This is a genomic window from Fredinandcohnia onubensis, from assembly GCF_002734215.1.
In the GTDB taxonomy this organism is placed as follows: domain Bacteria; phylum Bacillota; class Bacilli; order Bacillales; family Bacillaceae_L; genus Ferdinandcohnia; species Ferdinandcohnia onubensis.
Genome location: NZ_NSEB01000012.1, coordinates 123,759 through 147,909, shown reverse-complemented (window position 1 = coordinate 147,909; position 24,151 = coordinate 123,759). Strand labels below are relative to the sequence as shown.

Here is a 24,151-nt window from a genome sequence, read left to right as displayed (position 1 = left end):
TTTGTGCTTTATCTTTTATTTTTTTCAAATTCTGCTTTTATTGTTTGGAGTAATTCAGGGTTTGTTAAGATTTTATATCCCGTTACAGCCATTGTTTTCGCACCAAGAATCATCGCATCTTTACCTTGGTTACTTAAAGCTGCTTCACGAAAACCGTGCGTGTGGCAAGCAAATGGCTCATCACAAATTTTTACATATGGATGAATAGAAGGGGCAACTTGACTGACATTCCCCATATCCAGTGACCCAGTTCCTTCTGAACGTTCATTGATCTCCTCAGGATTAACCCCTAATTCAATTAACGTATCATTAAAGACATTTGAAAGTTTTTCATTTGTAATCATGTCATCATAAGAGAACTCATAGTTAGACCATTCCATTGTAGCTCCTGTTTGAAGGGCAGCACCTTCAGCACATTTTTTCACCTTTTCTACCAACTCATTCAAATAAGAACGAGAAGATGCACGAACATAGAATTGGGCAACAGCATAATCCGGTACGATGTTTGCAGCTTTTCCACCTTCTGGAATGACTCCATGGATACGTGCGTCTGGTGTAATATGCTGTCTTAACGCATTAATGCTATTAAACGTTTGAAGCACGGCATCAAGCGCATTTATGCCTTCATGAGGGCTTGCTGCAGCATGTGCTGCTTTTCCGAAAAATTCAAATTGGATCGCGTCCATCGCGAGGGAAGCACCACTTTTTTCGTATTGGCTAAGGGGGTGAACCATCATCGCAACATCAAGGTGGTCAAAAATACCTTGTTCCGCCATGGTTACTTTTCCGCCTTTCGTTTCTTCAGCAGGAGTACCGTATACAACTACTTTTCCACCAGTTTCAGAAAGGACCTTTGATAATCCAATTCCAGCTGCAATACCCATCGTTCCGATTAAATTATGACCGCAAGCATGTCCCAATTCAGGGAGAGCGTCATATTCAGACATAATTCCAATCGTTGCACCAGGTTTACCACTGTCGAATGTAGCTTCAAACGCAGTAGGGAGGCCTGCTGTTCCTATTTCTACATTAAAATTATGTTTCTTAAGTTCATCCGTTAAAATTTTACAAGCTTTGAATTCTTCATGACCCAGTTCTGGATTTGCTCCAATATATGCACTAATTTCATAAAAACGATCTTTGTTTTCTTCAATAGCGTTAAGTATTTCTGCTTTCATATTGACCCTGCTTTCTGATTATAGGTTTCTATTGGGTAATTATAAATCATCTTGTATAAAAATTCAATTAAACTCTTTGTCTACTATACTATTTTTATATAACAAATAAAGAAATAATAAAAAGTCCCCAAAAATAGGCAATCGCACATACAGTACAACCCATAGGCTCATATCTTAACAGTGTAAGAAAAAGAAAGGGAGATGACACTATGCATTACGGATATCATGATCATTGCGGACATGGATATGGATATGGTGGATTTGGATATAACAACAGCTTTGTATTAATCGTTGTACTGTTTATCTTGTTAATAATTGTCGGAGCTTCTTACGTACGATAAAAATATACAGAGCTATAGAAAAGGTTCCTTTCACAACTCGTGAAGGGAACTTTTTAAGTTGTTGAGCTACAAAAGGAGGCTAGGGTTTTGAGGGTTTATCATAAAAATAGTATGTAAAATTTTTATGGGTTTATACTCATGTTTATCATAATTATATTATGTAAACTTAATGTATTTTTGAATAGAATCTTCCATTTTAAACAAAAGATAAAAAGTATATGTCTTAAATGAGGTGAAAGTATGTCAGTACAATATGATGTCACAATAATCGGCGGTGGTATTGCTGGTCTACAAGCAGCAATCCAACTTGGACGATATAAACATAAAATAGCAGTGATTGACTCAAATGACGGCCGTTCCACCATTTGTAGGTCCTACCATAATATTTTAGGCTGGCCTGACGGTGTGAGTGGACAAACCTTGAGAAGTCTAGGAAAAATGCAGGCTGAAAAACTTGGCGTTTCTTTTATACAAAACGAAGTTACTAAGGTTGAAAAAGCGGATGGATTATTTAAGCTATATTGCCGCGGTGGTGATGCCTATTTCGCGAAGAAGTTGTTACTGGCAACAGGCGTAAAGGACAATATCCCACCTATCAAAAATATTTACAAATGCCTCGGTTTAACGATATATGTATGTCCTGATTGTGACGGGTATGAGGTAGTAGACAAGCATGTAATTGTGATCGGTTCTGGAAAATCTGGCGCAAACATGGCACTCACTCTAACCTATTTTACAAAAGACATCACATTTATTAATCATGATTGGAAAAAACTTGATAGCGAGTTGCTCTCAAAGTTAAAACAAAGCGGAATTACTCATATCCAGGATGATACGGAGGAGGTTTTGCTTAAAGAGGGAACCGAGGATTTTGTCGGTGTTCGCTTGAAAAGTGGAGAAGTCATACATGGGGACCGAGGATTTTTGGGGTTTCCGGGAAATGAAGTCCGTTCCGAATTAGCTACTCAGCTTGGCATTGAACGAACAGAAAATAAGCATATCATCGTTGATCCAAGGACAAAGAAGACTAACGTCGAGCATGTATGGGCAGCTGGGGATATCGCCGTGCACTCTGAACAAACAACAATCGCCATGGGAGACGGCATGCAAGCAGCCATTTGGATACACAAAAGCCTTTTAGATGAAAAAACCTGCGATTAACGAAATTATCAATCCTTACATACATATGATGTAATAATAGGCTTTTATCTATTGTATCCGCTTACAAGAATTTGTATTGGTTTAAAGTTAATGAGAAAGTTGATGAAGGGGATTGAGATGGAAATTTCGTGTGGTTTTCCTCTTCATCGTGGTTATGAAGAGGATTGGGGTAGAATTTTCGTGCGGTATTCCTCTTCATCGTGGTTATGAAGAGGATTGGGGTGGAATTTTCGTGGGGTATTCCTCTTCATCGTGGTTATGAAGGGGATTGGCGTGGAAATTTTGTGAGGTTTTCCTCTTCATCTGCGATATGAAGGACTTTACTGTAGGGTTCTCGCGTGTTTCAGTACTTCATCAAAGTTATGAAGGACTCTACGGCAATGATCCCACGTGTTCCGGTCCTTCATCAGGGTTATGAAGGACTTTACGGCGAAGATCACACGTGCTACGGTCCTTCATCAGTCCAATGAAGGACTTTCCAGCAAAGATCACTCATGCTAAAGTCCTTCATAAACCGTAAAAACATTAAATCCTAAACAGCCACCCACAATCCAACTTTATCAACACTCAAACCCAAAGCATATATCAAAAGCACACAACACTCGCAGCATACCCATTACCAAAATTGTACTGTAATACCATTTTTCGCGAGGAGGGGTTCGCGATGGACGCAACCCGCTTAATTAAACCTTTATTGGATAAGGAATATCCGATGATCAGCCATGGGGATGGAATCTACTTATACGACACAAATGGAAAAAGATATATCGATGGTTCATCAGGGGCAATCACGGCGAGCATCGGCCATGGCGTGAAGGAAATCATTGAAGAAATTGAAAACCAGGCTCACAAAATATCATTTGTCTACAGGTCACAATTCACAAGTGAACCCGCCGAAAAATTGGCACAAAAATTAAGTGATCTAGCAAAAGGTGGTGAATACTGGGCTTTTTTTGTGAACAGCGGCTCTGAGGCGACGGAAACGGCGATGAAGATTGCCATTCAACATTGGCAAGAAAAAGGAATTAAAGGAAAAAACAAAATTTTGTCGCGCTGGATGAGCTACCACGGGATCACGATTGGTGCACTATCCATGTCTGGTCACACCGGAAGGAGAGCTCGGTTTGTTCAATTATTAGAAGACTATCCAACCATTCAACCGCCGTATTGCTTCCGGTGTCCTTTCAACGCCACATATCCAGATTGCAATCATATGTGTGCAACCGAGCTCGAGCAAGCGATTAACCGAATTGGAGCTGAGCATATTGCCGGATTTATTGCCGAACCAATCATCGGAGCTGCAGGTGGTGCCATTGTCCCGCCTCCTGGTTATTATCAAGTGATCAAAAAAATCTGTGAAAAACACAATATCTTATTTATTGCAGATGAGGTCATGACCGGAATGGGCCGGACCGGAAAGATGTTTGCCCTTGAACATTGGGATACACATGCTGACATTATTGCCCTTGGAAAAGGCATGAGTGCGGGTTACACACCGATTGCCGCAACCCTCGTTAGTGAAAAGGTAATGGAGCCCATTCAAAAAGGATCAAAGCTAATTATGAGTGGACACACCTATAGTGCGAACCCACAATCTACAGCTGTTGCGTTGGCGGTCGTCAACTATATTGAAACTCATAATCTAGTTGAAAAATCTGCGAAAAACGGAAAATACCTGAATACTAAACTACAAGAATTGCAAAAAAAGCACCCGATTATCGGCGATGTTCGTGGAAAAGGACTGATGTGTGGAATCGAATTCGTATCCGACATGATCACAAAGTTCCCTTTTAATAAGGAAATTGACTTAACTTCACTGGTCGTCAGTCAAGGTCAGAACAATGGCCTGTTACTATATCCGGCTGCAGCTGGAATTGAAGGTGTTGGTGGTGACGCCATTCTCGTTGCACCACCATTAACAATTACGACTAAGCAAATTGATGAGCTAATTGAGCTCCTTGATCAAACTTTAATAGATGTTGAGACAGCCCTGCAGAAAATAGGGATCATATCAACATAATCTGGAGGTGACCATAATTGATTGAAAATCGATACAATAAAATTTCAACTCTAGAAGAGGCACTTACACATATCAATGATGGAACAACAGTAATGTTTGGGGGATTTGGTGGGATTGGAAGTCCACCAGCGCTGATCGACGGATTGCTAGAAAAAAATGTGAAAGATTTGACGTTGATTGGGAATGACACAGGTTTTCCAAACATCGGAATTGGGAAACTTGTCAGTCGAGGACATGCGAAAAAATGCATTGTCTCCCATATTGGTTCAAATCCTGTTGCTGGCCAACTGATGACAGATGGGAAAATGGAAATCGAATTTTCACCTCAAGGCACACTTGCTGAACGAATCCGTGCGGGTGGTGTCGGACTTGGTGGTATTTTAGTTGATGTTGGAATTGACAACGAAATTGTTTCTAACGGAAAACAAATCATTGCAGTTGATGGCACAAACTATTTATTAGAAAAGCCCTTAACAGCGGAAGTGTCAATTCTTTTCGCTAAAAAAGCCGATCCATTTGGAAATCTTGTCTATGATAAAAGTGCCAGAAACATGAATCCGCTTGTTGCCATGGCAGGAAAATTTACAATTGCCGAGGTTGAGGAAATTGTTCCATTAGGAGAACTAGATCCAGAAGAAATTATAACACCAGGAATCTATGTAGACATGATTATCAAGAGCAGAGGGGTGAATTGGAAATGGGTATGGGAGTAGATATTCGCAATCGAATCGCTAAACGGGCGGCACAGGAAGTCAAGGATGGTATGATTGTGAACCTAGGAATTGGTATTCCTTCCCTCGTTCCAAATCACCTCCCTGAAGGGATCAATGTCATGATTCATGCTGAAAACGGCATTTTAGGGATCGGTCCAAGCCCAGAAAAAGGGACTGAGGATGAGAATATTTGTAACGCCGCTGGCTATCCAGTAACAACAGTTACAGGTTCGTCCTATTTTGATAGTTCAATTGCCTTTGGTATGATTCGCCGGGGCTATATTGATATAACAATTCTTGGATCACTGCAGGTTAGTGAAAAGGGAGACCTCGCGAACTGGATTGTCCCAGGCAAACGTGTCCCAGGGATGGGTGGGGCAATGGAGTTAGCACAAAAAGCAAAAAAAGTGATCGTATTAATGAACCATGTCGACAAACACGGAAACTCAAAAATTGTAAAAGAGTGTAGTCTGCCTCTCACCTCTAAGAACTGTGTCGATCTTATCATTACCGATATGGCCGTGATTGAAGTGAAGGAGGATGGCCTCCACCTATTAGAAGTGATGACTCCTTTTACAGTGGAAGATGTGATAAAAAATACGAGTGCCGAATTGAAGTGGGATGAAACGATTTCACAACTAACCTAAAGGGAGGGGAAGTGCTTGAGTGATACTAACGATAAAGTGAAAAAGTGGATCCAAGAAAATAAGGGGAAAGGAATTCGCTTGTTAAAGAAGCTTGTTCAAGAACCGAGTCTCCAAGGGAATGAAAGGTCTTCGCAAGCAATTGTCATCGAAAAATGCCGTCAACTTGGGATGGAAATTGACATCTGGGAACCTAATGGCACGGAACTTTTAAAGCATCCATATTTTGTTTCACCAAGAACAAACTTTCTCGATAGTCCTAATGTCGTCGGTGTTCTGAAAGGGACAGGTGGGGGAAAATCACTTCTCTTAAATGGCCACATTGATGTTGTTCCAGAAGGAGATATTACACAATGGGATATGGATCCGTATTCCGCTGAAGTGAAAGATGGAAAATTATATGGGCGAGGTTCCACAGATATGAAGGGCGGAAATGTCGCAATGCTATTAGCAATCCAAGCCATCAAGGAATCGGGTATTCAACTAAAAGGCGACGTCATTTTTCAAAGTGTCATCGAAGAGGAAAGTGGTGGTGCTGGAACACTTGCAACAATTATCAAAGGCTATAAAGCAGATGGAGCGATTATCCCAGAGCCGACGAATATGAAGATCTTCCCGAAACAACAAGGTTCAATGTGGTTTAAAATTGATATTTACGGCCGAATTGCACATGGTGGAACGAGGTATGAAGGCGTGAGTGCCATCGAAAAGGCAATAACGGTTATTAACCATCTTTTAAAGCTTGAAATGATTCGCAATGCGGCGATTAATGATCCTCTTTATAAAAATACACCCATTCCAGTGCCTATCAATATTGGAAAAATAAACGGGGGAACCTGGCCGTCTTCTGTTCCAGATGTTGTTACCATCGAAGGTCGAATGGGTGTCGCTCCAGAAGAAACGATTGAGCACGCAAAAGCTGAAATGCAACAATGGCTTGAAAAATTACCTGAAATAGATCCATGGTTCCAAGACCATCCAGTAGGACTTGAGTGGTTTGGTGCACGTTGGGTGCCTGGTACCATTGCTCATGACCATGAACTTATGAATCTTTTAATCAATCAGTATAAAGAGGTTATGGGGAAAGAACCAATCATTGAGGCGTCACCTTGGGGAACAGATGGCGGGCTTTTAACAGCGGTCGGAAATATACCAACCATTGTGTTCGGTCCTGGCACAACAGAAGTCGCTCATTACCCAAATGAGTATATTGAGCTTGAACGGATGTTTGAAACGGCAGAAATCATTGCCCAAACGATTTTAGCATGGTGTGAAGTTTCTGAAAAATGATATGATAGATGAAAAGGGTTTGAGGAGGTTTGATGTTGTCAGGTCAAAAATACAGTGAACAAAAACGATTACATGCAGCTTCATATCATGCAGACCTCGTCGTAGACTATTTCAACCGGAGACTACGCGTTTTAGAATATCGAGGTAATCTTATGTCCTTATTAGATGAGGTTAACGAGATTGCAGAAATGAATTCATTTGAAAAAATAATTTGTATGGCTAAACGTGAGGACTTATTTGAATTTATGTCATGTGGCTTTATGGTTGAAGCAATTGTTCAAAAATATTTTAATGGCAGTGATGCCTATTTTGTTACAAAGTATTTTACAAATGAAAGACGAAATAGTGATAAATGGATGGAAGAAGAAAAAATAATGACCGACATCCTACGAAATCCACGAGAAAATAATCCAACAAATACTCAATTTTTAATCCGCAAAGCAACACCCGAAGATGCAGAGCAACTTGCTAAATTGTATGATACTGTGTTTCAGATTTATCCAACTCCATTAAACAACCCAGACTATATTCAGAAAGTGATGAAGGATTCCACGGTTTTTTATGTCGCTCTCGACGATGGTGTGATCATAAGTAGCGCCTCAGCCGAAGTGAATCATACCTTTTATAATGCGGAGCTAACCGATTGTGCAACTTTGGATGACTATCGGAAACACGGCTTAATGAAAAAGCTCTTGATTCACCTTGAAAAGGAGCTAATTAACAACGGAATATATTGTGCCTACTCGATTGCGAGGGCAGTTTCATATGGAATGAATAAAAGCTTTTACCAGTTAGGATACTCATATACTGGCAGACTCACAAACAATTGCTATATATTTGATAAAATTGAAGACATGAATGTGTGGGTGAAGGATTTATCAATTGACTGACCCTGCCAATTTTTCGGCATCAAGCGCCGGAATTTCATCATGTGATGAGGGAGGTGGAGATGCATGCAAATCGGGGAAGAACTAGTCATTGCCATTTTAGATAGTATCGATGAAGCCATACATGTTGTAAATGAGGAAGGAATCACCATCTTCTATAATCAGGTAGCAGCCGAGCATGATGGGCTTAGTCGGGAGGAGGTACTCGGTAAGCATCTTCTCGAGGTCTTTCCTTCTTTAAATGAGGATTCTAGTACTCTTTTAAAGGTCATTCGCACAAAACAGCCGATTTATCATCTTCCCCAAACCTACAAAAACAAATGGGGAAAGCTGATTGATACGGTGAATACGACCTTACCTATCCATATCAATGGAAAATTCATAGGTGCTGTTGAAATCGGAAAAGATTACTCAAAGATTAAAGATTTATCCAATAAATTGATGGACCTGCAATCAAAGGTTCGCAGTCCTTCAAAAAAGCCTCAAGAATTATATGGAGCAAAATACACTTTCCATGACATCCTGACGAAAAATGAGCGTTTCAACACCGTGAAAAAACAAGCAATGAAGGTTGCGAACTCTTCATCGACTGTTTTAGTATATGGGGAAACAGGAACAGGTAAGGAACTTCTTGTGCAAGCGATTCATAATGCCTCACCTCGAAGGCAGGCTCCCTTTATTGCGCAAAACTGTGCGGCTTTACCCGAAAGCTTATTAGAAAGTATTTTATTTGGAACGGTTAAAGGGAGCTATACGGGTGCGGTGGACCGTGCTGGGTTATTTGAAATTGCACATGGCGGGACTCTTTTTTTAGACGAAATCAATTCGATGCCCCTTGAGCTCCAATCCCGATTGCTCCGTGTACTTGAGGATGGGATGGTCAGAAGAATTGGCAGCCCGAAAGCTCTTCAAGTCGATGTTCGTGTGATTGTTGCGCTAAACAAATATCCAACAGATTGTGTCAAAGATAATGAGCTAAGACCGGATTTGTATTATCGTTTGAATGTTTTCTCTTTGGAGATTCCTCCCTTAAAGAAGCGACTCGAAGACATACCGTATTTAGTCGATCACTTTGTTGGCCTTTATAATCATAGCTTTCAAAAAAGTGTCTCAAAGGTAGATGATGAAGTCCTTCGATTATTCGCTAGCTACCTTTGGCCTGGGAATGTAAGAGAATTAAAACATATCATTGAACATGCGATGATTATGGCTGAAGGATCATCACTAACAATTGATTTATTACCCAGTCATCTTATTGATACGGAAGCAACGTCTACAGTCACATTAAGACCGCTTCGTGAAGTCATACAAGAAACCGAAAATTCTTTGATCGATGCAGCCATGAAAAAGTCAGGTGGGAACATCAACAAAGCGGCAAAACTCCTAGAAATTCCGCGTCAAACCCTGCAATACAAATTGCAAAAAATGAATAATTAGCCCATTTTCATATAAATCTCTTCTCTACTTAACAGTTGGCATGCTACTTGCATGTTAATAAGAGTAGGGAGGAGATTTTTTATGCAGATGAACTTATATAAACCTGAGCGTCATTGGAAGGACATTGAATTATGGAAGGATGTAACGGAGGAGCAGTGGAACGATTGGATTTGGCAATTGACGAATACAATCCGCACCATTGATGATTTACGTAAGGTCATTAATCTAACTCCAGAGGAAGAAGAAGGTGTCTTAATTTCCACAAAGACGATTCCTTTAAATATAACACCTTATTACGCATCGTTAATGAATCCTGATGATCCACGTTGCCCAATTCGGATGCAATCTGTACCAATTGGGAAAGAAATTTATAAAACGAAATATGATTTGGAAGATCCTCTTGAAGAAGACGAGGATTCACCAGTACCTGGTTTAACACATCGTTACCCAGACCGTGTCCTCTTTTTAGTAACGAACCAATGCTCGATGTATTGTCGCTACTGTACGAGAAGACGATTTTCCGGCCAAATTGGCATGGGTGTGCCGAAAAAACAGCTAGATGCTGCGATAGGCTATATCGCCAACACTCCTGAAGTACGTGACGTTCTTATTTCCGGTGGTGACGGCCTACTTATTAATGACAATATTCTTGAGTACATTTTGAAAAATTTACGCGCGATTCCGCATGTGGAAATCATTCGTATCGGAACAAGAGCACCCGTTGTATTCCCGCAACGTATAACAGAAAACCTGTGCAATATTTTAAAGAAATACCATCCGGTTTGGTTAAATACACATTTTAATACGTCCATCGAGATTACAGAGGAAGCAAAAAAAGCGTGTGAAATGCTGGTTAACAGTGGTGTGCCAGTCGGGAACCAATCCGTAATCTTAGCAGGTATTAACGACAGCGTCGAAATCATGAAAAAACTGATGCATGATTTGGTCAAAATCAGAGTTCGTCCTTATTATATTTATCAATGTGATTTATCAGAAGGGATCGGCCACTTTAGAGCACCTGTTTCAAAAGGGTTAGAAATTATCGAGGGTTTACGTGGTCACACTTCAGGCTATGCTGTGCCAACCTTTGTCGTCGATGCACCTGGTGGAGGCGGAAAAATTGCCGTTCAGCCGAATTATCTGCTTTCGCAAAGTCCGGAAAAAGTCGTGCTGCGTAATTTTGAAGGAGTAATCACCACCTATCCAGAGCCAGAAAACTATGTACCAGGCCGTGCGGACGCTTATTTTACAGAGCATGTAGGCTCGCTCGAAGATAAAAAATCAACTGCAGGAATAGCGGGGCTTCTAGGTGATGGCTTTAACCTTGTCCCAGAAGGCATAAACCGAATTTCTAGAAGAAAGAAATACAATGAAGACCCAAGCCACAGTACGTTAAAAGATAAACGTGATAAACGCGATGAATTGAAGGAGAAAAAATTTCAATCTACATTACAAAAAATGAAGGGCTCAAGTAAGGAAGATGAAAAATCAAGTTGAATTTTGATGGGAGGTCATATTGTTGAATTGTATGTGGTGTGGTTCGGAAAAGGCGAAAGAAGCAACAAACAGTGTATTTTGGGAACTCCCAGATGGAACAAGAGCAATTGAAATTACCGATACACCTAGTGTAACGTGTGATGAGTGCGGGATGGAGTATCAAGAGGAAAGCATTATCAATGAAATCGAAGACCAACTCATGTTAATCGATACAAAAAAACTTTTGAAGACAATTAGCTATAAAGAACTTATGGAGATTCCGCGATTTCTAAAGCATAACTACTTTCGTTTTTAAACTATTTTCAGTTGACTTGATACCATAACATGATAAAATGACAAAACGAACGCTTATGTAGGATGTGGTTGTTATGGGAAAGTCATTTTATCACTATATTGTAAAATTCCGTACGGCAAAAGCGAAAGATGATATTAGTCAATTTGCAAATGACATCTATTTGGATCATAGCTTTCCAATTTATTCGAAGGATTACAACGAATTGAGCTCTTATTTGGAGCTAAACGGCCAATATTTAAAAAGTATGTCTATTTTCGATAAAGCCTGGGATCTATATGAAAACGAAGATTGAATATTAACCACTGAGATACGGAATCTCGGTGGTTTTTTCCGTTTTAAGAACTGATTTGCCGATGCAATTAGGGCTCAATCCCTATTTATGGCTGAAAAATATATTTTATGGCTGTTAATTTAAATTTATGGCTGTTAATTTAAATTATCAGCTATTATTTTTAACTTATGGCTGTTAGCGAGATCCTTCCAAAAAATCCTCTATAACGAACACTTTACCTCCAAAAATTTTAGGCTCGCCACCCCTTAATATTTCTTGATTCACAAGCCCTATTATAATGCCGTTTTGCAAAAGACTTGCATATACTATTTCACACCCTTTAAATCGACACCAAAGCAGAGGGATGAGGATATGGATGGTAAAAGCAAAAAGCCAAAATACAAAATCGGGGATATCGTCGTTGTTAAGTTATATGGAACAGTTGGATCTGTGACCGATATCCGAAAGCTAGATGGAAATTTTCTCTATAAAGTCAATAAAGGCGAGGCATTTTACTCAGAATCGGCGCTAACCTTGCTTTCACACTACAAAGCAAAGCCGATGGAAATTGAAAAAATCGATATTGAATACAAATATTATTTTGGTGACCTTGTCTTTGTGCAAGGGTACGACAATGATGTGTTTAAAATAGTCGGGATACACACTGAAATATGGAGATACAAAGAGGGTGCGTGGGAGGATGTGATTTACGAACTAGCGAGAGTGACAGACGGTGAGTGGCTCGAAGCAGGAGAGGATGAGCTTACACTGCTTGCAGACTTTGATCAAGCCGAAACATTCCTTCAAAAATATTCGTTGAAGTATTTTGTGAAAAAGAAAAACAATAATGCGGGGATGTATGAAAATATGGATATTTATCGTAAATCCGAAAAAGATCATATGCGTATTAAAAAAGAGAAAAAAGAAATCATTGATGGTTTATTAGATGTGTACAACGACTACAAGATCCTGTACGACATGTTCCAGGATCAGAAATATAAAGATGTTATGGATTTGGCTATGAAAAATCTACAAAAATTTGAGTCTGGGAAAGGTAACGATTAACCCATGAGTAACGCTTGCACTAACACATAAAAGAAATAAGGGATCCCTAAAAATAAAATAACAGAAAATAATCCTTTTGTTACTTTTCCTAACACTTTATCAAACCCGTCTCCGTCAATAAATGCTAGTAATTTATTGGTGTGATTCACTTCTTCTTGTACTGGAAATTTTACAATAACGGCTTGCTTTGTCATGAGAACCCCTCCATTAGGCTTGTCCAATTCTTATATTCCATCCTATGTATGAATTTTTGATTTCATGACTAAAAAATAATATACATATGAAATGACATAGGTGACGTTTTTACATCATACATCTTTAGTAAAGGGGGCGATCATGCTGAAGGAGATTGAGGTTGTTATTGATACGGAGGAAATTGCAGAGTTTTTCTATAACGAACTTGTCCAAAGGGGATTTGCCCCAAGTGAGGAAGAGCTAGAGGAGCTAGCGGATATTACATTTGAATACTTACTCTTTAAATGTGTAATTGACGAAGAAGATGAAGACTAGGTACATAAGACGGCGGGGCAACCCGTCGTTTTTCTTTTGAAAAAAATATCATATTTGTAGAAACTTTTTTCATGCCCAGTCGTATAGTTTTATATCAAGAATTAGGAGGAATGGCCATGTCTTTATTTAATAAACTTTTTTCAAGTATTGGGATTGGAAGTGCAAGGGTGGATACAAAGTTAACAACAGATCAACTAAAAGCTGGTGAAAAGGTTTCTGGCGTTGTTGAAATTGTTGGAGGAAATACGGAACAGCAAATCGATGAGATTTATCTTTCCTTAATGACAACCTACATTAAAGAATCGAATGACAGAAAGTTTAATCAACAAGCAACGATTGAAAAAGTAAAAATTGTTGAGCGTTTTACAATCGGAAGTGATGAAAGACGTGAGATTCCATTTTCATTTGTCCTCCCACTTGATACACCTGCAACACTCGGGAAAACAAGAGTGTGGATTCATACAGGCTTAGATATTAAAAATGCAATTGACCCATCAGATAAAGATTTTATTTCAGTTTCGCCATCACCACTTGCAGCAGGTGTGTTGAATGCGGTATATGATTTAGGCTTTAGCTTACGTAAGGTTGATTGTGAAGCGGCACCTTATCGTCTAAGAAGACGTCTTCCATTTGTGCAGGAATTTGAGTTTGTTCCAACAAGTGGACAATATCGTGGAAGATTAGATGAAGTAGAAGTGATGTTCTTCCCACAATCAGAAGATCGGATGGACGTGATGATGCAGGTGGATAGACGTGCACGTGGGTTAAGTAGCTTTCTTGCTGAGGCGATGGATATGGATGAATCCTTCGTAAACTTCACTGTAACGACTGATGATCTTCCAAACCTTAAATCAAAAATCAACCAAATTATTAGCCGTTATAGCTAATTGCAAAAGGGCGCCCAGCATAGGGACGCCCTTATTTCATTTATTCATTATGCCCTGGTCCGTTTTTACGGCCACCAGCAGCAGAGAATTCTTTACCATGAGCGATTTGTTCTGCCTCAATTGCTTCAGGTGGAGTATGGTTGTTTTTCTTAGGAGCATTTATACGATTACGATTTTTCTTACCCATTATATTCCCTCCAATTATTTAGGCTGCATAAAGCCGTCTTTTGCTTTTTTCGATGTATTTGGTGGATTTCCAACACCTTTAGTGGTGTCAGTTGCATTTGCATAGTCAACAGCTTGTCTTAATTTTTTGCTCATTTTTTCGTTAGCCATGAACGAATACCCCCTTTACGAAGATGATACAATCTTATCTTTCCCCATATTTTTGCGTTAATCAAACTTTTTAAGTAGAATGGAATTGTGGTAACATAGAAAAAGTGTAATTTTACCTACATAGGAGGATCATGAATGAGTACACATATTGGAGCAAAGCAAGGGGATATCGCTGAAACAATTTTGCTTCCAGGAGACCCATTGCGTGCAAAGTATATTGCTGAAAACTTTCTTGAAAATGTTCAATGCTACAATGAAGTTCGTGGAATGCTCGGTTTTACCGGTACATATAAAGGAAAGCGCGTGTCTGTCCAAGGAACAGGAATGGGGGTTCCATCCATTTCAATATACATACATGAATTGATGAATGAATATGGAGTCCAAAACTTAATTCGAGTCGGAACTTGCGGTGCGATTCAAAAGGATGTGAAAGTACGAGATGTCATTTTAGCGATGACTTCCTCAACGAACTCACAAATGAACCGCATCAACTTTGGTAGTGTCGACTATGCTCCAACGGCATCATTTGATTTATTGAAAAAAGCATATGAGGCAGGTACTGAAAAAGGCCTTAATCTTAAAGTAGGAAATGTCTTCACAAGTGACGTTTTCTATAATGAAAATGCCGAGTTAGAAAAATGGGCACAATATGGGATCCTTGCGATTGAAATGGAAACAACTGCACTCTACACATTAGCAGCGAAATTTGGTCGAAATGCATTATCAGTTTTAACAGTAAGTGATCATATTTTAACCGGAGAAGAAACAACAGCTGAGGAACGTCAAACAACATTTAATGATATGATCGAGGTTGCTCTAGAAGCAGCATTGAAAGAGTAAACGGGAGGGGAAAAGATTTCGTGCTTCGAGATTTTTTCCTCTTTTATTAGGGTGATAATTATGAAAAATCGATTTATTAGATATGGCGTGACATTAGCAATTGTCTTGTTTGTCGCCTTTTTTGGGTCAAAAATCATTTCACCATCTGAGTCTTTTACGGATACCGATGAAGAGGTAAAAAGCCAATTAGTTGTGAATGGCTTTAAGATAGATGGGATTACCTTTTATGGGAATCAAGTACTCGCCTTGTTAGAGGAAAACGGTCAAAAGAAACTTTATATCGGGGATCGACAACAATCGGTGATTGAGAATGTGACACCGTGGGTGGATTACCAAGTTCCAAACAGTCCTGATAAAACCTATAGAGGGGTAGAAGTGAATCCGGATGCCCACTTGTTGTATTTGTACGGAAAGAAAGAGGATGGCAGCAATTTTATCGAGATGATTAATATTGGGACAAAAGAAACGATTTCCGAAATTCCGTTTGAGGGTACCGCTAAAATCAGTAATATTAAGTTTAAGAATGGCTACGAGGAAGGAATGCTCTATGCCAAGACAAATCAAGAACAGCAGAAAGCCGAAATCATTTTTAATACACCAGAATTTGATTCCCATATGGACTTATTCGTAGTTGACCTCCCATCGGAAAAAGCAACGGTTGACTGGGTCGATGCTAATCCTGAACTAGAGCATATTGTCTACACAATCAAAGACCAAGGGAAGATTTCTGCTTTTGTTCATGAATTAGCCACCAATAAGACAACCCAACTTGAAAAAATAAGCGGAGATAAGTTTCTATTTGATGGGGAACAGCTCATCGGCTTTAAATCAAAAAAGAACAAACTGGACATTAAAGAGTTCAAATACAAACAAACAACTTCTGAAGAACCACAGAATGAAACTTTTGATATCGTGATTAAGAATGGAATTGTGATAGATCCGGACAAGGAAACCATGAAAATTGGTTATCATGTTGGAATTAAGGACGACAAAGTGGCTGCGGTTACAAAATCTGCAATTCGCGGAGAGACTGAAATTGATGCGTATCAAAAAATCGTAAGTCCAGGCTTTATTGATATGCTGTCGTTCAATCCAAACCCTATGGCAGCGAAATTCAAGATTGGTGATGGGGTTACAACAAATCTTTCCATGCACGGATGTACTGTTGATTTTAACGGATTTTTTAATCAATACGAAAACTATCCAACATCAGTAAACTATGGGGGTGCTTTGTTTGCGGTTCGCTTACGATATGAAGCTGGCCTTGGCAACCATGGCACACCAACTCAAGAGCAAATTGACTATATGGTTAAACGAGCAGATGAGGAAATTAAAAAAGGTGCGCTCGCAGTAGCATTTAGCCCTGAGTATTATCCAGGAACGACACCTGATGAAATCAAGGCAATCATGAAAGTTGCAAAGAAATATGGCATTGTCACACATTTCCATGGAAGGCATTCTAGTCTAACAGGTGAACATACAAGTATTGATTCAGTTAAAGAGGTTCTTGGTTATGCAAGGGAGCTTGATGCTCCGGTTCATTTTATGCATCTTCACAGTACAGGTGGGACAGGTGCGATGGATGAAGCATTAGCTCTGATTGAAGAAGCTCGTGCAGATGGTTACCAAGTCACATATGATGTGTACCCATACGATTCGTGGGCGACAGATATTTCATTTGAACGTCTCAGTGGAGATTGGCAGACAAGGTTTGGCATATCCTATTCAGACATTCAAGTAGCCGGTACAACTGAGCGACTAACCGAGGATACGTTTCCAATTTATCGTAAAAAAGGTGGACAAGTCATCGTTTATGCGATGGATGAGGACGAACTCATTCAAGCATTACAAGTTGACCATAGTATGATTGGCAGCGATGCAACGATGGATAGTGAGTTTAATCACCCAAGAGGAGCGGGAACATTTTCAAGGTTTATTGGGCGTTACATTCGTGACCTTGATATCTTACCACTGATGGAAGGAATGAAGAAAATTACCATCCATTCCGCGAGGCAGCTAGAAGAAGTTGCACCAGCAATGAGTACAAGAGGAAGGCTCCATGTTGGTGCAACTGCAGATATTACGGTTTTCGACTATCATGAGATCATTGACACTTCAACAGCTGAAAAACCAGCATCCTTATCCAAAGGGATTGATTATGTCATCGTGTCTGGTAAGATTGCAAAAGACGAAAATGGTGTTCAAACACAGGTTAAAAATGGACAACCGATTATTGGGGTATTCGAATAAACTTTTTCCTTATCTTTATCATCATATTCCTTTAAAAAAAGCAGATACTTTTATAGAGGTGATTTTGATGAATCATGAAAAGGATTTTGATCGGGATCATGATCGTGAAGATGCGCTAACAGAGAATGCTTTAAGGGAAGTGCTAGAAGCAGCCTATACTGCAGAGTCTGAACTGATGCGACGCTATTTAATTACCTCAGAACGAGTTCATAATGATCATGAACTGAAAGAAAGACTTGCAAACTTCGCAGAAGGAAATGCAAAGCGGACAAAACAGCTCCAAAATGAAATTTCTAAACTTCACTAATCAAAAGCCACGAGGACTCACACCTTCGTGGCTTTTTTAAATACATGAAATATTCATATATTGTTTATGCTAAATGAAAACAATCATCGGAGGTGGAAAAATGCCTGAGTTGCCAGAAATGGAAACATACAAGAACCTCCTTCAACTGAAAGTAGCAGGCCATGCCATTCAAGATGTAGAAGTAAATCGTGAAAAATCAATCAATACCACGGTTTCTGATTTTACTAAAGAACTTATCGGAAATAAAATTACTCAAATCCATCGTAGAGGGAAGCATCTCATTTTTGACCTTGAAAGTGGAAATAAATTACTGCTTCATCTTATGCTTGGTGGTTTGATGTATATCGAAACGGATAACGATACAATTTCAAGGACAAAACAAGTGATTTTTCGTTTTGCATCACATAAACTTTGTTTTATTGGATTGAGATTAGGTTATTTACATCTACTTACTCCTGACCAAGTCAAAACCGAATTAGCAGATTTAGGGCCAGAGCCTCTTCAACCTGGTTTTACACTTCAGTCTTTTGAAAAATTAGTTGAAAACAAAAGGGGTATGCTTAAAACAACGCTTGTCGATCAAAATTTTATCGCAGGAATCGGAAATTGTTACTCTGATGAAATTTGCTTTGCTGCAGAACTTCTACCGACTAGAACGTTTGACACGCTTGATGGGGCGCAAGTTCAAAAATTGTATCAATCGATTCATTCTGTATTTCAAGATGCCATTCGGTTTGGTGGATATATCGAGCAGCCACTTTTTAAGGGAGATCATTTAACCGGCGGTTATGATGAGAAATGTAAGGTATATGACCGAGAAGGTGAAGCATGTGTACGTTGTGGTTCCGTTATTAAGAAGAAAGAAGTGTCATCCAGGAAAACATTTTTCTGTGCAAATTGCCAAATCTAAAAAAATACACTTGATTATCCTATAGGTTAATGGCTATTCTATATATGAGTCAATAATAGAAAGAGGGATTTTTTTATGGCAGAAAAAACATTTACAATTACAAGTGACGCTGGCTTACATGCAAGACCAGCTACAAAGCTCGTACATAAAGCAAGTCAATTTCAATCAGAAATAACACTTACTTTCAACGGTAAATCTGTAAACCTTAAATCAATTATGGGTGTAATGTCTTTAGGTGTACCAAAAGGTTCACAAATCGAGATTCAAGCAGAAGGTAATGATGCAGATGCAGCATTAGAAGGAATTGAGTCTGTATTAAAAGAAGAAAACTTAGGTGAATAACACCAAATAAAAACAACCATCAATTTAGATGGTTGTTTTAACTTTATTCAGCAATTGTCCAGATTATTTATGGAGGAAGAATACATTTTTTTGAGTTACACCTGAAACTGAATAAAGTTAAAAGCCTCCGGCGGATGCCACAGATTTTCAATGGAAAGTTTTCGAGCTTAAGATCAAAGACTAAGTACGCCACTTCCTGTGGCAACGTCTTTGTGACCCACCTCGTGTGGGCCTAAAAAATCTGGGCGCAAATACGCCAAGGCGTATTTGATTTAAGCCGTTTCTTCGTCTTCATCCTTTGATAGAACTAATGCCCCATGACGAATTAAGTATTGAAAATGAGAAAGTGGGAAGACCCCTTTTTGCTTTGATTCGAGTTCAATTCGAACAGAGGTATGATTTATCTCAACAACTTTTAACGTTTTTGCTTCACATAAATTCGGAACGAATTTCGAAGTGATACCAAATTCCATATTATTTACTAGTTCAAGGTTTTCTCTTGCCAATTTTGTTCACCACCTTCTTCATATACGTAATATGTCCAATACGTAGAAAATCATACCATCTTTTCAAGGGATTGCTATTAATTTGATTTTGCAGTTCGCATTATTGGAATTTAATTGATAAAATCGTTAATATTTATATATGGTTACATATTTATATAGAGTTTGGAGGATTCACATTTGAAACCCATTAATAAAGAAGACGTACAGGATTTAATCAACCGTTTTGCCAATCAAAACGTTTATATTCACCTTGAAACCACAAATGGCGCATATGCTGTACATTCTGGCGCAAAAAAAACATCAGCTGGTGCATTTATTCGAAATGCCCTTGTTACGTTTACAGAAGGAAAAATCGTTGGAAATGATCCGTACCGTGTCGGCCTTAAGATGGATATCGGTTGGATATATGCAGAAGGATTAACAGATTGGGAGCTAGACGAGAAGGACCGTTTATTACTAGCAGGTCATGATGAGGAAGGAAAACTTGCAGTTGCGCTTCAAATTAGCACAACCCCATTCTAGAGTTTTCGAACTACAACGGCATATTTTAATAAAAGGAGTAGTAAAATGGAGCGACATATTTTAATTGTATTACCACATCCAGATGATGAAGCATTTGGAGTATCAGGTTTAATTAGTTTAAATACACAAAAAGGGGTTCCTGTTACATATGCCTGCCTAACCCTTGGGGAAATGGGCAGAAATTTAGGAAATCCGTTTTTTGCAACGAGAGAAACTTTACCGGAGATTCGGAAAAAAGAGCTGAGAGAAGCTTGTAAAGCATGTGGAATAACCGATCTTCGCATGCTAGGATATCGTGATAAAACATTGGAATTCTTAGATCCAGAAAGAATCGCAGACACAATTGAGGAAATCATCAAGGAAGTAAATCCATCCCTTGTTATTACCTTCTATCCTGGACATGGTGTCCATCCTGACCATGATGCGACAGGTGAAGCAACGATTCGTGCGGTTAAACGTATTCCGAAAGAAAATAGACCGACCGTATACTGCAAAGCAATTACCCATGACCGTGTTGAAAAAATTGGTGAACATGATGTTGAGTTTGATGTTAGTGAAGTATTAGACAAGAAGATTGCGACATTAAAAGCACATCGTTCTCAAACAGAAGGATTGATGGGAAATCTGCTCCAAAAAATTGATGACAGTGACAATGAAATTATTGAGTGGCTTCGAACAGAAGTATATTGGACATATAAGTTTGACGATTAAGTACTTAGAGCCCAACTTTTGATGGGCTCCTGGGTGTAAAAGGAGCTATATGAAAATGGATCCTGTTAATTTTGATCAACTTTTAAAAGCATATCAGTCCCTTTGGATGAATCGTCGGCTTTGGCAAAAGGACATGAGCAGCGAAGACATTCTGCGTTCCACAATTCAAAGGGATTTACTAGATGAATTGACCCATCCAAGACTTCGTAAAACTCCATATGAAAAATTTTTCATGGCAAGTAGACGAATTTTCGACTCCAGTCTAACGATTGAAGAAAAGCTTAGTCTGCAGCATGTTTATCTTGAGGAAATGGAAAATGTGAAGAAATTGTAAACAAAACAAGAAAATATTTACAATTAGTACTAATTTCCGTTGTACAACTCCTGAGTTTCCTTTATAATCTGATGATAATAAGAGAGACTCGTCAAAATACTCAGCATAACTAGTTTGAAAGGGGTATTTTTATGGAGATGAATATGTATATGGAGATTTCAGTCATTTTATTTTTGATTTTTGCATTTACCTTCGCACACTCCATTTATAAAGGAACACATAAAAGAGTAGCCAAAATACTTAGTGGAACCTGTATAAGTTTATGTTCGTTTGCCATTGTCTGGAGAGCTACAAGTCTTTGGTCGTATTTTCATTAAATAAATAGATAATGAACAAAAAGAGCGAGTTGGAATTCGCTCTTTTTTCATTGCTCTTCGTCTTCAAACATAGAATTAATTTTTTCAGGTGATACAATGTATAAACCCATTTCCTCTTCTAATTCTTCGATTGACTTATTTTGTACCGTTTCGTCTTTTGATGTAAAGTCTTCCATTTTTATCACCTCAAAACTAGTATGTCCATTAATTGAATAGTTCCTACTCTGATAGAAAAACTAACTGTATATGTAGGATAGGAGACGAAATCATGAGATTTGGTAGTCATATTAGTATTAGGGAAGGGTATTTAGGGGCTGCCCAACATGCTAAAAAAATTGGGGCAAGAGCATTTCAATACTTCCCAAAAAATCCACGAAGCCTGTCTGTTAAAGAATATAATATTCATGATGCACAAGAATGTGCGAAGTTTTGTAAAGAGCATCATATCCAAACCATTGCCCATACACCATATCCAACCAATTTAGTTGCGGATGAAGGGCAAATTGAGCTTGTTAAGGACTCGTTATTAAATGATTTGGAGATTGCAAATGAATGCGGGTCGATTGGTGTGGTTGTACATTTTGGTGTATTGAAAAATGCTACAGACCCTCTCGAAGGCTATCAGCGGATGATTGGAACCTTCAATGACGTTCTATCGAAGTGGGAGGGTGAAGCATTGCTTTTATTAGAAAATAATGCCGGCAAAAGTGGGCCAACTGGAACAATGCTTGAAGAGCTTGTCCAAGTAAGGCAGCTTACAGAGTTTCCTGATAAAATCGGTTTTTGTTTAGATACATGCCATGTATTCGCAAGCGGTGTTTGGGATGGAGACAATTGGGTTGAGGTTGAAGCAAAAGGGATTGAACTCGGTTATTTTAAACATCTAAAAGCGGTTCATTTAAACAATTCGGCTTACCCAACCAGGTCTATGAAAGACCGACATGCCAATATTCCCTATGGAGAGATAAAAGTAGAGCAAATCAAAGAATTATTATCGAGTTCCGTGTATGATGATATCCCGTTTGTACTCGAAACCCCACACGAGAATCATTTTTCCCATGAGGATGAAATTAAGTTTTTAAATGAGATGATGGGTAGCTATTTATAACAAAAAACCAGCCCGCAAAAGGCTGGTTTACATCATTTTTTCACTTAACTTTATCCGTGCTGCTCTTTTCTGTACGATAACCAACCGACCAGATAATGTTATAGCTCCGGCAGCTAATCCTACTATCAAGCCGATCCAATACCCGAACGCACCAAGCGTTGTATATTTTGCCAAGACATATCCAACAGGCAAACCAATCACCCAATAAGAGATAAGTGTCATCACAAAAGTTGTGTTTACGTCTTTATAGCCACGTAGTGCACCTTGGATGGGTGCTGCAATAGCATCTGATAGCTGAAAGAATATCGCATAGAGTAAAAATTGAGTTGTTAATCCGATAACCGCGGCATTTGTTGAGTACATTTTTGCAATTGGTTCTTGCAACACAAGAATAATCAATGCACAAACAAGCGCCATGACGACAGCGATACAAATGCCAAGTATACTATATTGTTTTGCATCCTTAAACCGTTTCGCACCGACCTCAAAGCCGACTACGATTGTAAGTGCCATCGAAATACTTAAAGGAATCATGTAAAGCAAACTTGCAAAATTAATCGCGACCTGGTGGGCTGCAATAGTAGTCGTATTAAATTCACTCATTAACAATGTGACCGCTGAGAAAATACTTGTTTCAAAAAAGATTGCAAACCCAATTGGCAACCCGAGCTTTAAGATTTCGCCCCAGCTTGAAAAAGATACTGAGTAAAGTTTTCGTAAAACACGATATTCAGTAAATGGTGGCCGGCTTAAAATAATCCAAACGGCTAAAAACACAATCAGCCAATAGGTAATGGCTGTGGCATAACCTGCACCGGCACCACCTAATTCAGGAAAACCAAACTTTCCAAAAATCAACAGATAATTAAACAATACATTAATCGGTAACGAAGAAAGAGTAATAATCATCGTCACCCGTGTATGACCCAGTGCGTCAATAAATGATCTCAACACTGAATAAACAAAAAGCGGAACTATTCCAAACGAAAGTCCGATCAGATATTCCTTAGCTATTTCCCGAACTTCGGTTTCAAGGTTCATAAGTCCTAATATGGGGTCAAGGACAAATCCACCAATTAAAGCAACGACTATTGCGATGACAATGGAGATGTAAACACCTTGCATCACGGAATATGGAACCTTATTTCTTTGTTTTGCTCCAACATATTGTGCGATAATGGGTGTCATCGCTACTAATATCCCCGACAAGCCTGTGTACACCGGTACCCAGAGACTTGAACCAATCGCAACTCCTGCAAGGTCGTTTGCTCCAGCCCGTCCAGACATCATCGTATCCACAAAATTTATGAGATTAAGACCAATCTGTGTGGCCAGAATTGGAAAGAGGATATGAAAAAATAATTTATTTTTTTCTTTTAAATTAAATGTTTGATTCATAAAACGATTTCCTTTGCCTTCCTTGATGATTAATGGATTATATCACAAAAATGACATAATGGTAGGTAAAAATT

The 24,151-nt window shown here is 39.0% G+C and carries 30 protein-coding genes; 23 read left to right on the top strand and 7 right to left on the bottom strand.

Annotated features, from left to right (window positions below):
* Positions 1–8: 8 nt before the first annotated feature.
* Positions 9–1,178: a M20 family metallopeptidase gene (locus CKK03_RS15300; RefSeq protein ID WP_099363411.1), complete on the bottom strand. Its 1,170-nt coding sequence runs from the start codon at positions 1,176–1,178 to the stop codon at positions 9–11.
* A 209-nt stretch (positions 1,179–1,387) separates the two neighbouring features.
* Here CKK03_RS15300 and CKK03_RS15295 point away from each other — a divergent pair, with 209 nt between their 5' ends.
* From CKK03_RS15295 to yodN, 12 genes are all read left to right on the top strand, one after another.
* Entirely contained in the window at positions 1,388–1,519 is a 132-nt protein-coding gene (locus CKK03_RS15295; RefSeq protein ID WP_099353023.1) for a YjcZ family sporulation protein, read from the top strand.
* Positions 1,520–1,759: 240 nt separating this feature from the next.
* Complete coding sequence (locus CKK03_RS15290) at positions 1,760–2,680, top strand: NAD(P)/FAD-dependent oxidoreductase (RefSeq protein ID WP_099363410.1); 921 nt, start codon at positions 1,760–1,762, stop codon at positions 2,678–2,680.
* Positions 2,681–3,344: 664 nt separating this feature from the next.
* A complete protein-coding gene (locus CKK03_RS15285; protein ID WP_099363409.1) occupies positions 3,345–4,700 on the top strand; it encodes an aspartate aminotransferase family protein in 1,356 nt (451 codons plus the stop codon).
* 20 nt (positions 4,701–4,720) lie between these two features.
* Positions 4,721–5,413, top strand: a complete 693-nt coding sequence (locus tag CKK03_RS15280) for a CoA transferase subunit A (protein ID WP_099363734.1) — start codon at positions 4,721–4,723, stop codon at positions 5,411–5,413.
* The gene (locus CKK03_RS15275) at positions 5,398–6,060 is read left to right on the top strand and encodes a 3-oxoacid CoA-transferase subunit B (RefSeq protein ID WP_099363408.1); all 663 of its coding nucleotides are present in this window, start codon (positions 5,398–5,400) and stop codon (positions 6,058–6,060) included. Before CKK03_RS15280 ends, CKK03_RS15275 begins: the two co-directional genes overlap by 16 nt.
* A gap of 15 nt (positions 6,061–6,075) precedes the next feature.
* The gene (locus tag CKK03_RS15270; protein WP_099363407.1) at positions 6,076–7,347 is read left to right on the top strand and encodes a peptidase; all 1,272 of its coding nucleotides are present in this window, start codon (positions 6,076–6,078) and stop codon (positions 7,345–7,347) included.
* A gap of 35 nt (positions 7,348–7,382) precedes the next feature.
* A complete protein-coding gene (ablB, locus tag CKK03_RS15265; protein ID WP_099363406.1) occupies positions 7,383–8,237 on the top strand; it encodes a putative beta-lysine N-acetyltransferase in 855 nt (284 codons plus the stop codon).
* A 63-nt stretch (positions 8,238–8,300) separates the two neighbouring features.
* On the top strand, positions 8,301–9,671 hold the full coding sequence (locus tag CKK03_RS15260; RefSeq protein ID WP_099363405.1) for a sigma-54 interaction domain-containing protein: 1,371 nt from the start codon (positions 8,301–8,303) through the stop codon (positions 9,669–9,671).
* A gap of 81 nt (positions 9,672–9,752) precedes the next feature.
* Positions 9,753–11,168: a lysine 2,3-aminomutase gene (gene kamA / locus CKK03_RS15255; RefSeq protein WP_099363404.1), complete on the top strand. Its 1,416-nt coding sequence runs from the start codon at positions 9,753–9,755 to the stop codon at positions 11,166–11,168.
* Between the two features lie 22 nt (positions 11,169–11,190).
* Positions 11,191–11,463 (top strand): YokU family protein, encoded by a 273-nt coding sequence (locus CKK03_RS15250; protein WP_099363403.1) that lies wholly within the window; start codon positions 11,191–11,193, stop codon positions 11,461–11,463.
* Between the two features lie 73 nt (positions 11,464–11,536).
* On the top strand, positions 11,537–11,755 hold the full coding sequence (locus CKK03_RS15245) for a YozE family protein (RefSeq protein ID WP_099353014.1): 219 nt from the start codon (positions 11,537–11,539) through the stop codon (positions 11,753–11,755).
* Between the two features lie 351 nt (positions 11,756–12,106).
* The gene (gene yodN, locus CKK03_RS15240; protein WP_099363402.1) at positions 12,107–12,799 is read left to right on the top strand and encodes a germination protein YodN; all 693 of its coding nucleotides are present in this window, start codon (positions 12,107–12,109) and stop codon (positions 12,797–12,799) included.
* Here yodN and CKK03_RS23500 read toward each other — a convergent pair.
* On the bottom strand, positions 12,796–12,993 hold the full coding sequence (locus CKK03_RS23500) for a hypothetical protein (protein ID WP_142354025.1): 198 nt from the start codon (positions 12,991–12,993) through the stop codon (positions 12,796–12,798). The genes yodN and CKK03_RS23500 overlap by 4 nt on opposite strands.
* A gap of 145 nt (positions 12,994–13,138) precedes the next feature.
* Here CKK03_RS23500 and CKK03_RS15230 point away from each other — a divergent pair, with 145 nt between their 5' ends.
* Positions 13,139–13,309 (top strand): YozD family protein, encoded by a 171-nt coding sequence (locus CKK03_RS15230; RefSeq protein ID WP_099353214.1) that lies wholly within the window; start codon positions 13,139–13,141, stop codon positions 13,307–13,309.
* 116 nt (positions 13,310–13,425) lie between these two features.
* Positions 13,426–14,196, top strand: a complete 771-nt coding sequence (locus CKK03_RS15225) for a sporulation protein (protein ID WP_099363401.1) — start codon at positions 13,426–13,428, stop codon at positions 14,194–14,196.
* 40 nt (positions 14,197–14,236) lie between these two features.
* Here the strand turns inward: CKK03_RS15225 and yoyE are convergent, their stop codons facing one another.
* Both yoyE and CKK03_RS24170 read right to left on the bottom strand, forming a co-directional pair.
* Entirely contained in the window at positions 14,237–14,383 is a 147-nt protein-coding gene (gene yoyE, locus CKK03_RS23755) for a protein YoyE (RefSeq protein WP_010281467.1), read from the bottom strand.
* 14 nt (positions 14,384–14,397) lie between these two features.
* A complete protein-coding gene (locus CKK03_RS24170) occupies positions 14,398–14,532 on the bottom strand; it encodes a hypothetical protein (RefSeq protein WP_281254514.1) in 135 nt (44 codons plus the stop codon).
* A 135-nt stretch (positions 14,533–14,667) separates the two neighbouring features.
* Between CKK03_RS24170 and deoD the strand changes: the two genes are divergently transcribed.
* From deoD to CKK03_RS15200, 5 genes are all read left to right on the top strand, one after another.
* Positions 14,668–15,372 carry a purine-nucleoside phosphorylase gene (gene deoD, locus CKK03_RS15220; RefSeq protein WP_099353011.1) on the top strand — a complete coding sequence of 235 codons (705 nt, stop codon included), beginning with the start codon at positions 14,668–14,670 and terminating at the stop codon, positions 15,370–15,372.
* Between the two features lie 60 nt (positions 15,373–15,432).
* The gene (locus CKK03_RS15215) at positions 15,433–17,622 is read left to right on the top strand and encodes an amidohydrolase family protein (RefSeq protein ID WP_099363400.1); all 2,190 of its coding nucleotides are present in this window, start codon (positions 15,433–15,435) and stop codon (positions 17,620–17,622) included.
* Between the two features lie 67 nt (positions 17,623–17,689).
* Complete coding sequence (locus tag CKK03_RS15210) at positions 17,690–17,929, top strand: hypothetical protein (protein WP_099363733.1); 240 nt, start codon at positions 17,690–17,692, stop codon at positions 17,927–17,929.
* 100 nt (positions 17,930–18,029) lie between these two features.
* On the top strand, positions 18,030–18,839 hold the full coding sequence (mutM, locus tag CKK03_RS15205) for a bifunctional DNA-formamidopyrimidine glycosylase/DNA-(apurinic or apyrimidinic site) lyase (protein WP_099363399.1): 810 nt from the start codon (positions 18,030–18,032) through the stop codon (positions 18,837–18,839).
* Between the two features lie 75 nt (positions 18,840–18,914).
* Positions 18,915–19,181 (top strand): phosphocarrier protein HPr, encoded by a 267-nt coding sequence (locus CKK03_RS15200; protein ID WP_099363398.1) that lies wholly within the window; start codon positions 18,915–18,917, stop codon positions 19,179–19,181.
* A gap of 272 nt (positions 19,182–19,453) precedes the next feature.
* On the opposite strand, the gene CKK03_RS15195 is transcribed toward CKK03_RS15200, so the two are convergent.
* On the bottom strand, positions 19,454–19,687 hold the full coding sequence (locus CKK03_RS15195) for a hypothetical protein (protein WP_099363397.1): 234 nt from the start codon (positions 19,685–19,687) through the stop codon (positions 19,454–19,456).
* Between the two features lie 177 nt (positions 19,688–19,864).
* Between CKK03_RS15195 and CKK03_RS15190 the strand changes: the two genes are divergently transcribed.
* Genes CKK03_RS15190 through yoyC form a run of 3 tightly spaced genes read left to right on the top strand, consistent with a single transcriptional unit; the run spans position 19,865 to position 21,254 of the window.
* Entirely contained in the window at positions 19,865–20,209 is a 345-nt protein-coding gene (locus CKK03_RS15190; RefSeq protein WP_099353005.1) for a YojF family protein, read from the top strand.
* Between the two features lie 45 nt (positions 20,210–20,254).
* A complete protein-coding gene (gene bshB2, locus CKK03_RS15185; protein WP_099363396.1) occupies positions 20,255–20,920 on the top strand; it encodes a bacillithiol biosynthesis deacetylase BshB2 in 666 nt (221 codons plus the stop codon).
* 55 nt (positions 20,921–20,975) lie between these two features.
* Complete coding sequence (yoyC, locus tag CKK03_RS15180; protein ID WP_099363395.1) at positions 20,976–21,254, top strand: protein YoyC; 279 nt, start codon at positions 20,976–20,978, stop codon at positions 21,252–21,254.
* A gap of 364 nt (positions 21,255–21,618) precedes the next feature.
* Here the strand turns inward: yoyC and CKK03_RS24165 are convergent, their stop codons facing one another.
* Positions 21,619–21,747 carry a hypothetical protein gene (locus CKK03_RS24165; RefSeq protein WP_281254513.1) on the bottom strand — a complete coding sequence of 43 codons (129 nt, stop codon included), beginning with the start codon at positions 21,745–21,747 and terminating at the stop codon, positions 21,619–21,621.
* Between the two features lie 92 nt (positions 21,748–21,839).
* On the opposite strand from CKK03_RS24165, the gene CKK03_RS15175 reads away from it, so the two are divergent.
* The gene (locus tag CKK03_RS15175; protein ID WP_099363394.1) at positions 21,840–22,679 is read left to right on the top strand and encodes a deoxyribonuclease IV; all 840 of its coding nucleotides are present in this window, start codon (positions 21,840–21,842) and stop codon (positions 22,677–22,679) included.
* Positions 22,680–22,706: 27 nt separating this feature from the next.
* Here CKK03_RS15175 and CKK03_RS15170 read toward each other — a convergent pair whose 3' ends face one another.
* Entirely contained in the window at positions 22,707–24,077 is a 1,371-nt protein-coding gene (locus CKK03_RS15170; protein WP_099363393.1) for an MATE family efflux transporter, read from the bottom strand.
* Positions 24,078–24,151: the final 74 nt, after the last annotated feature.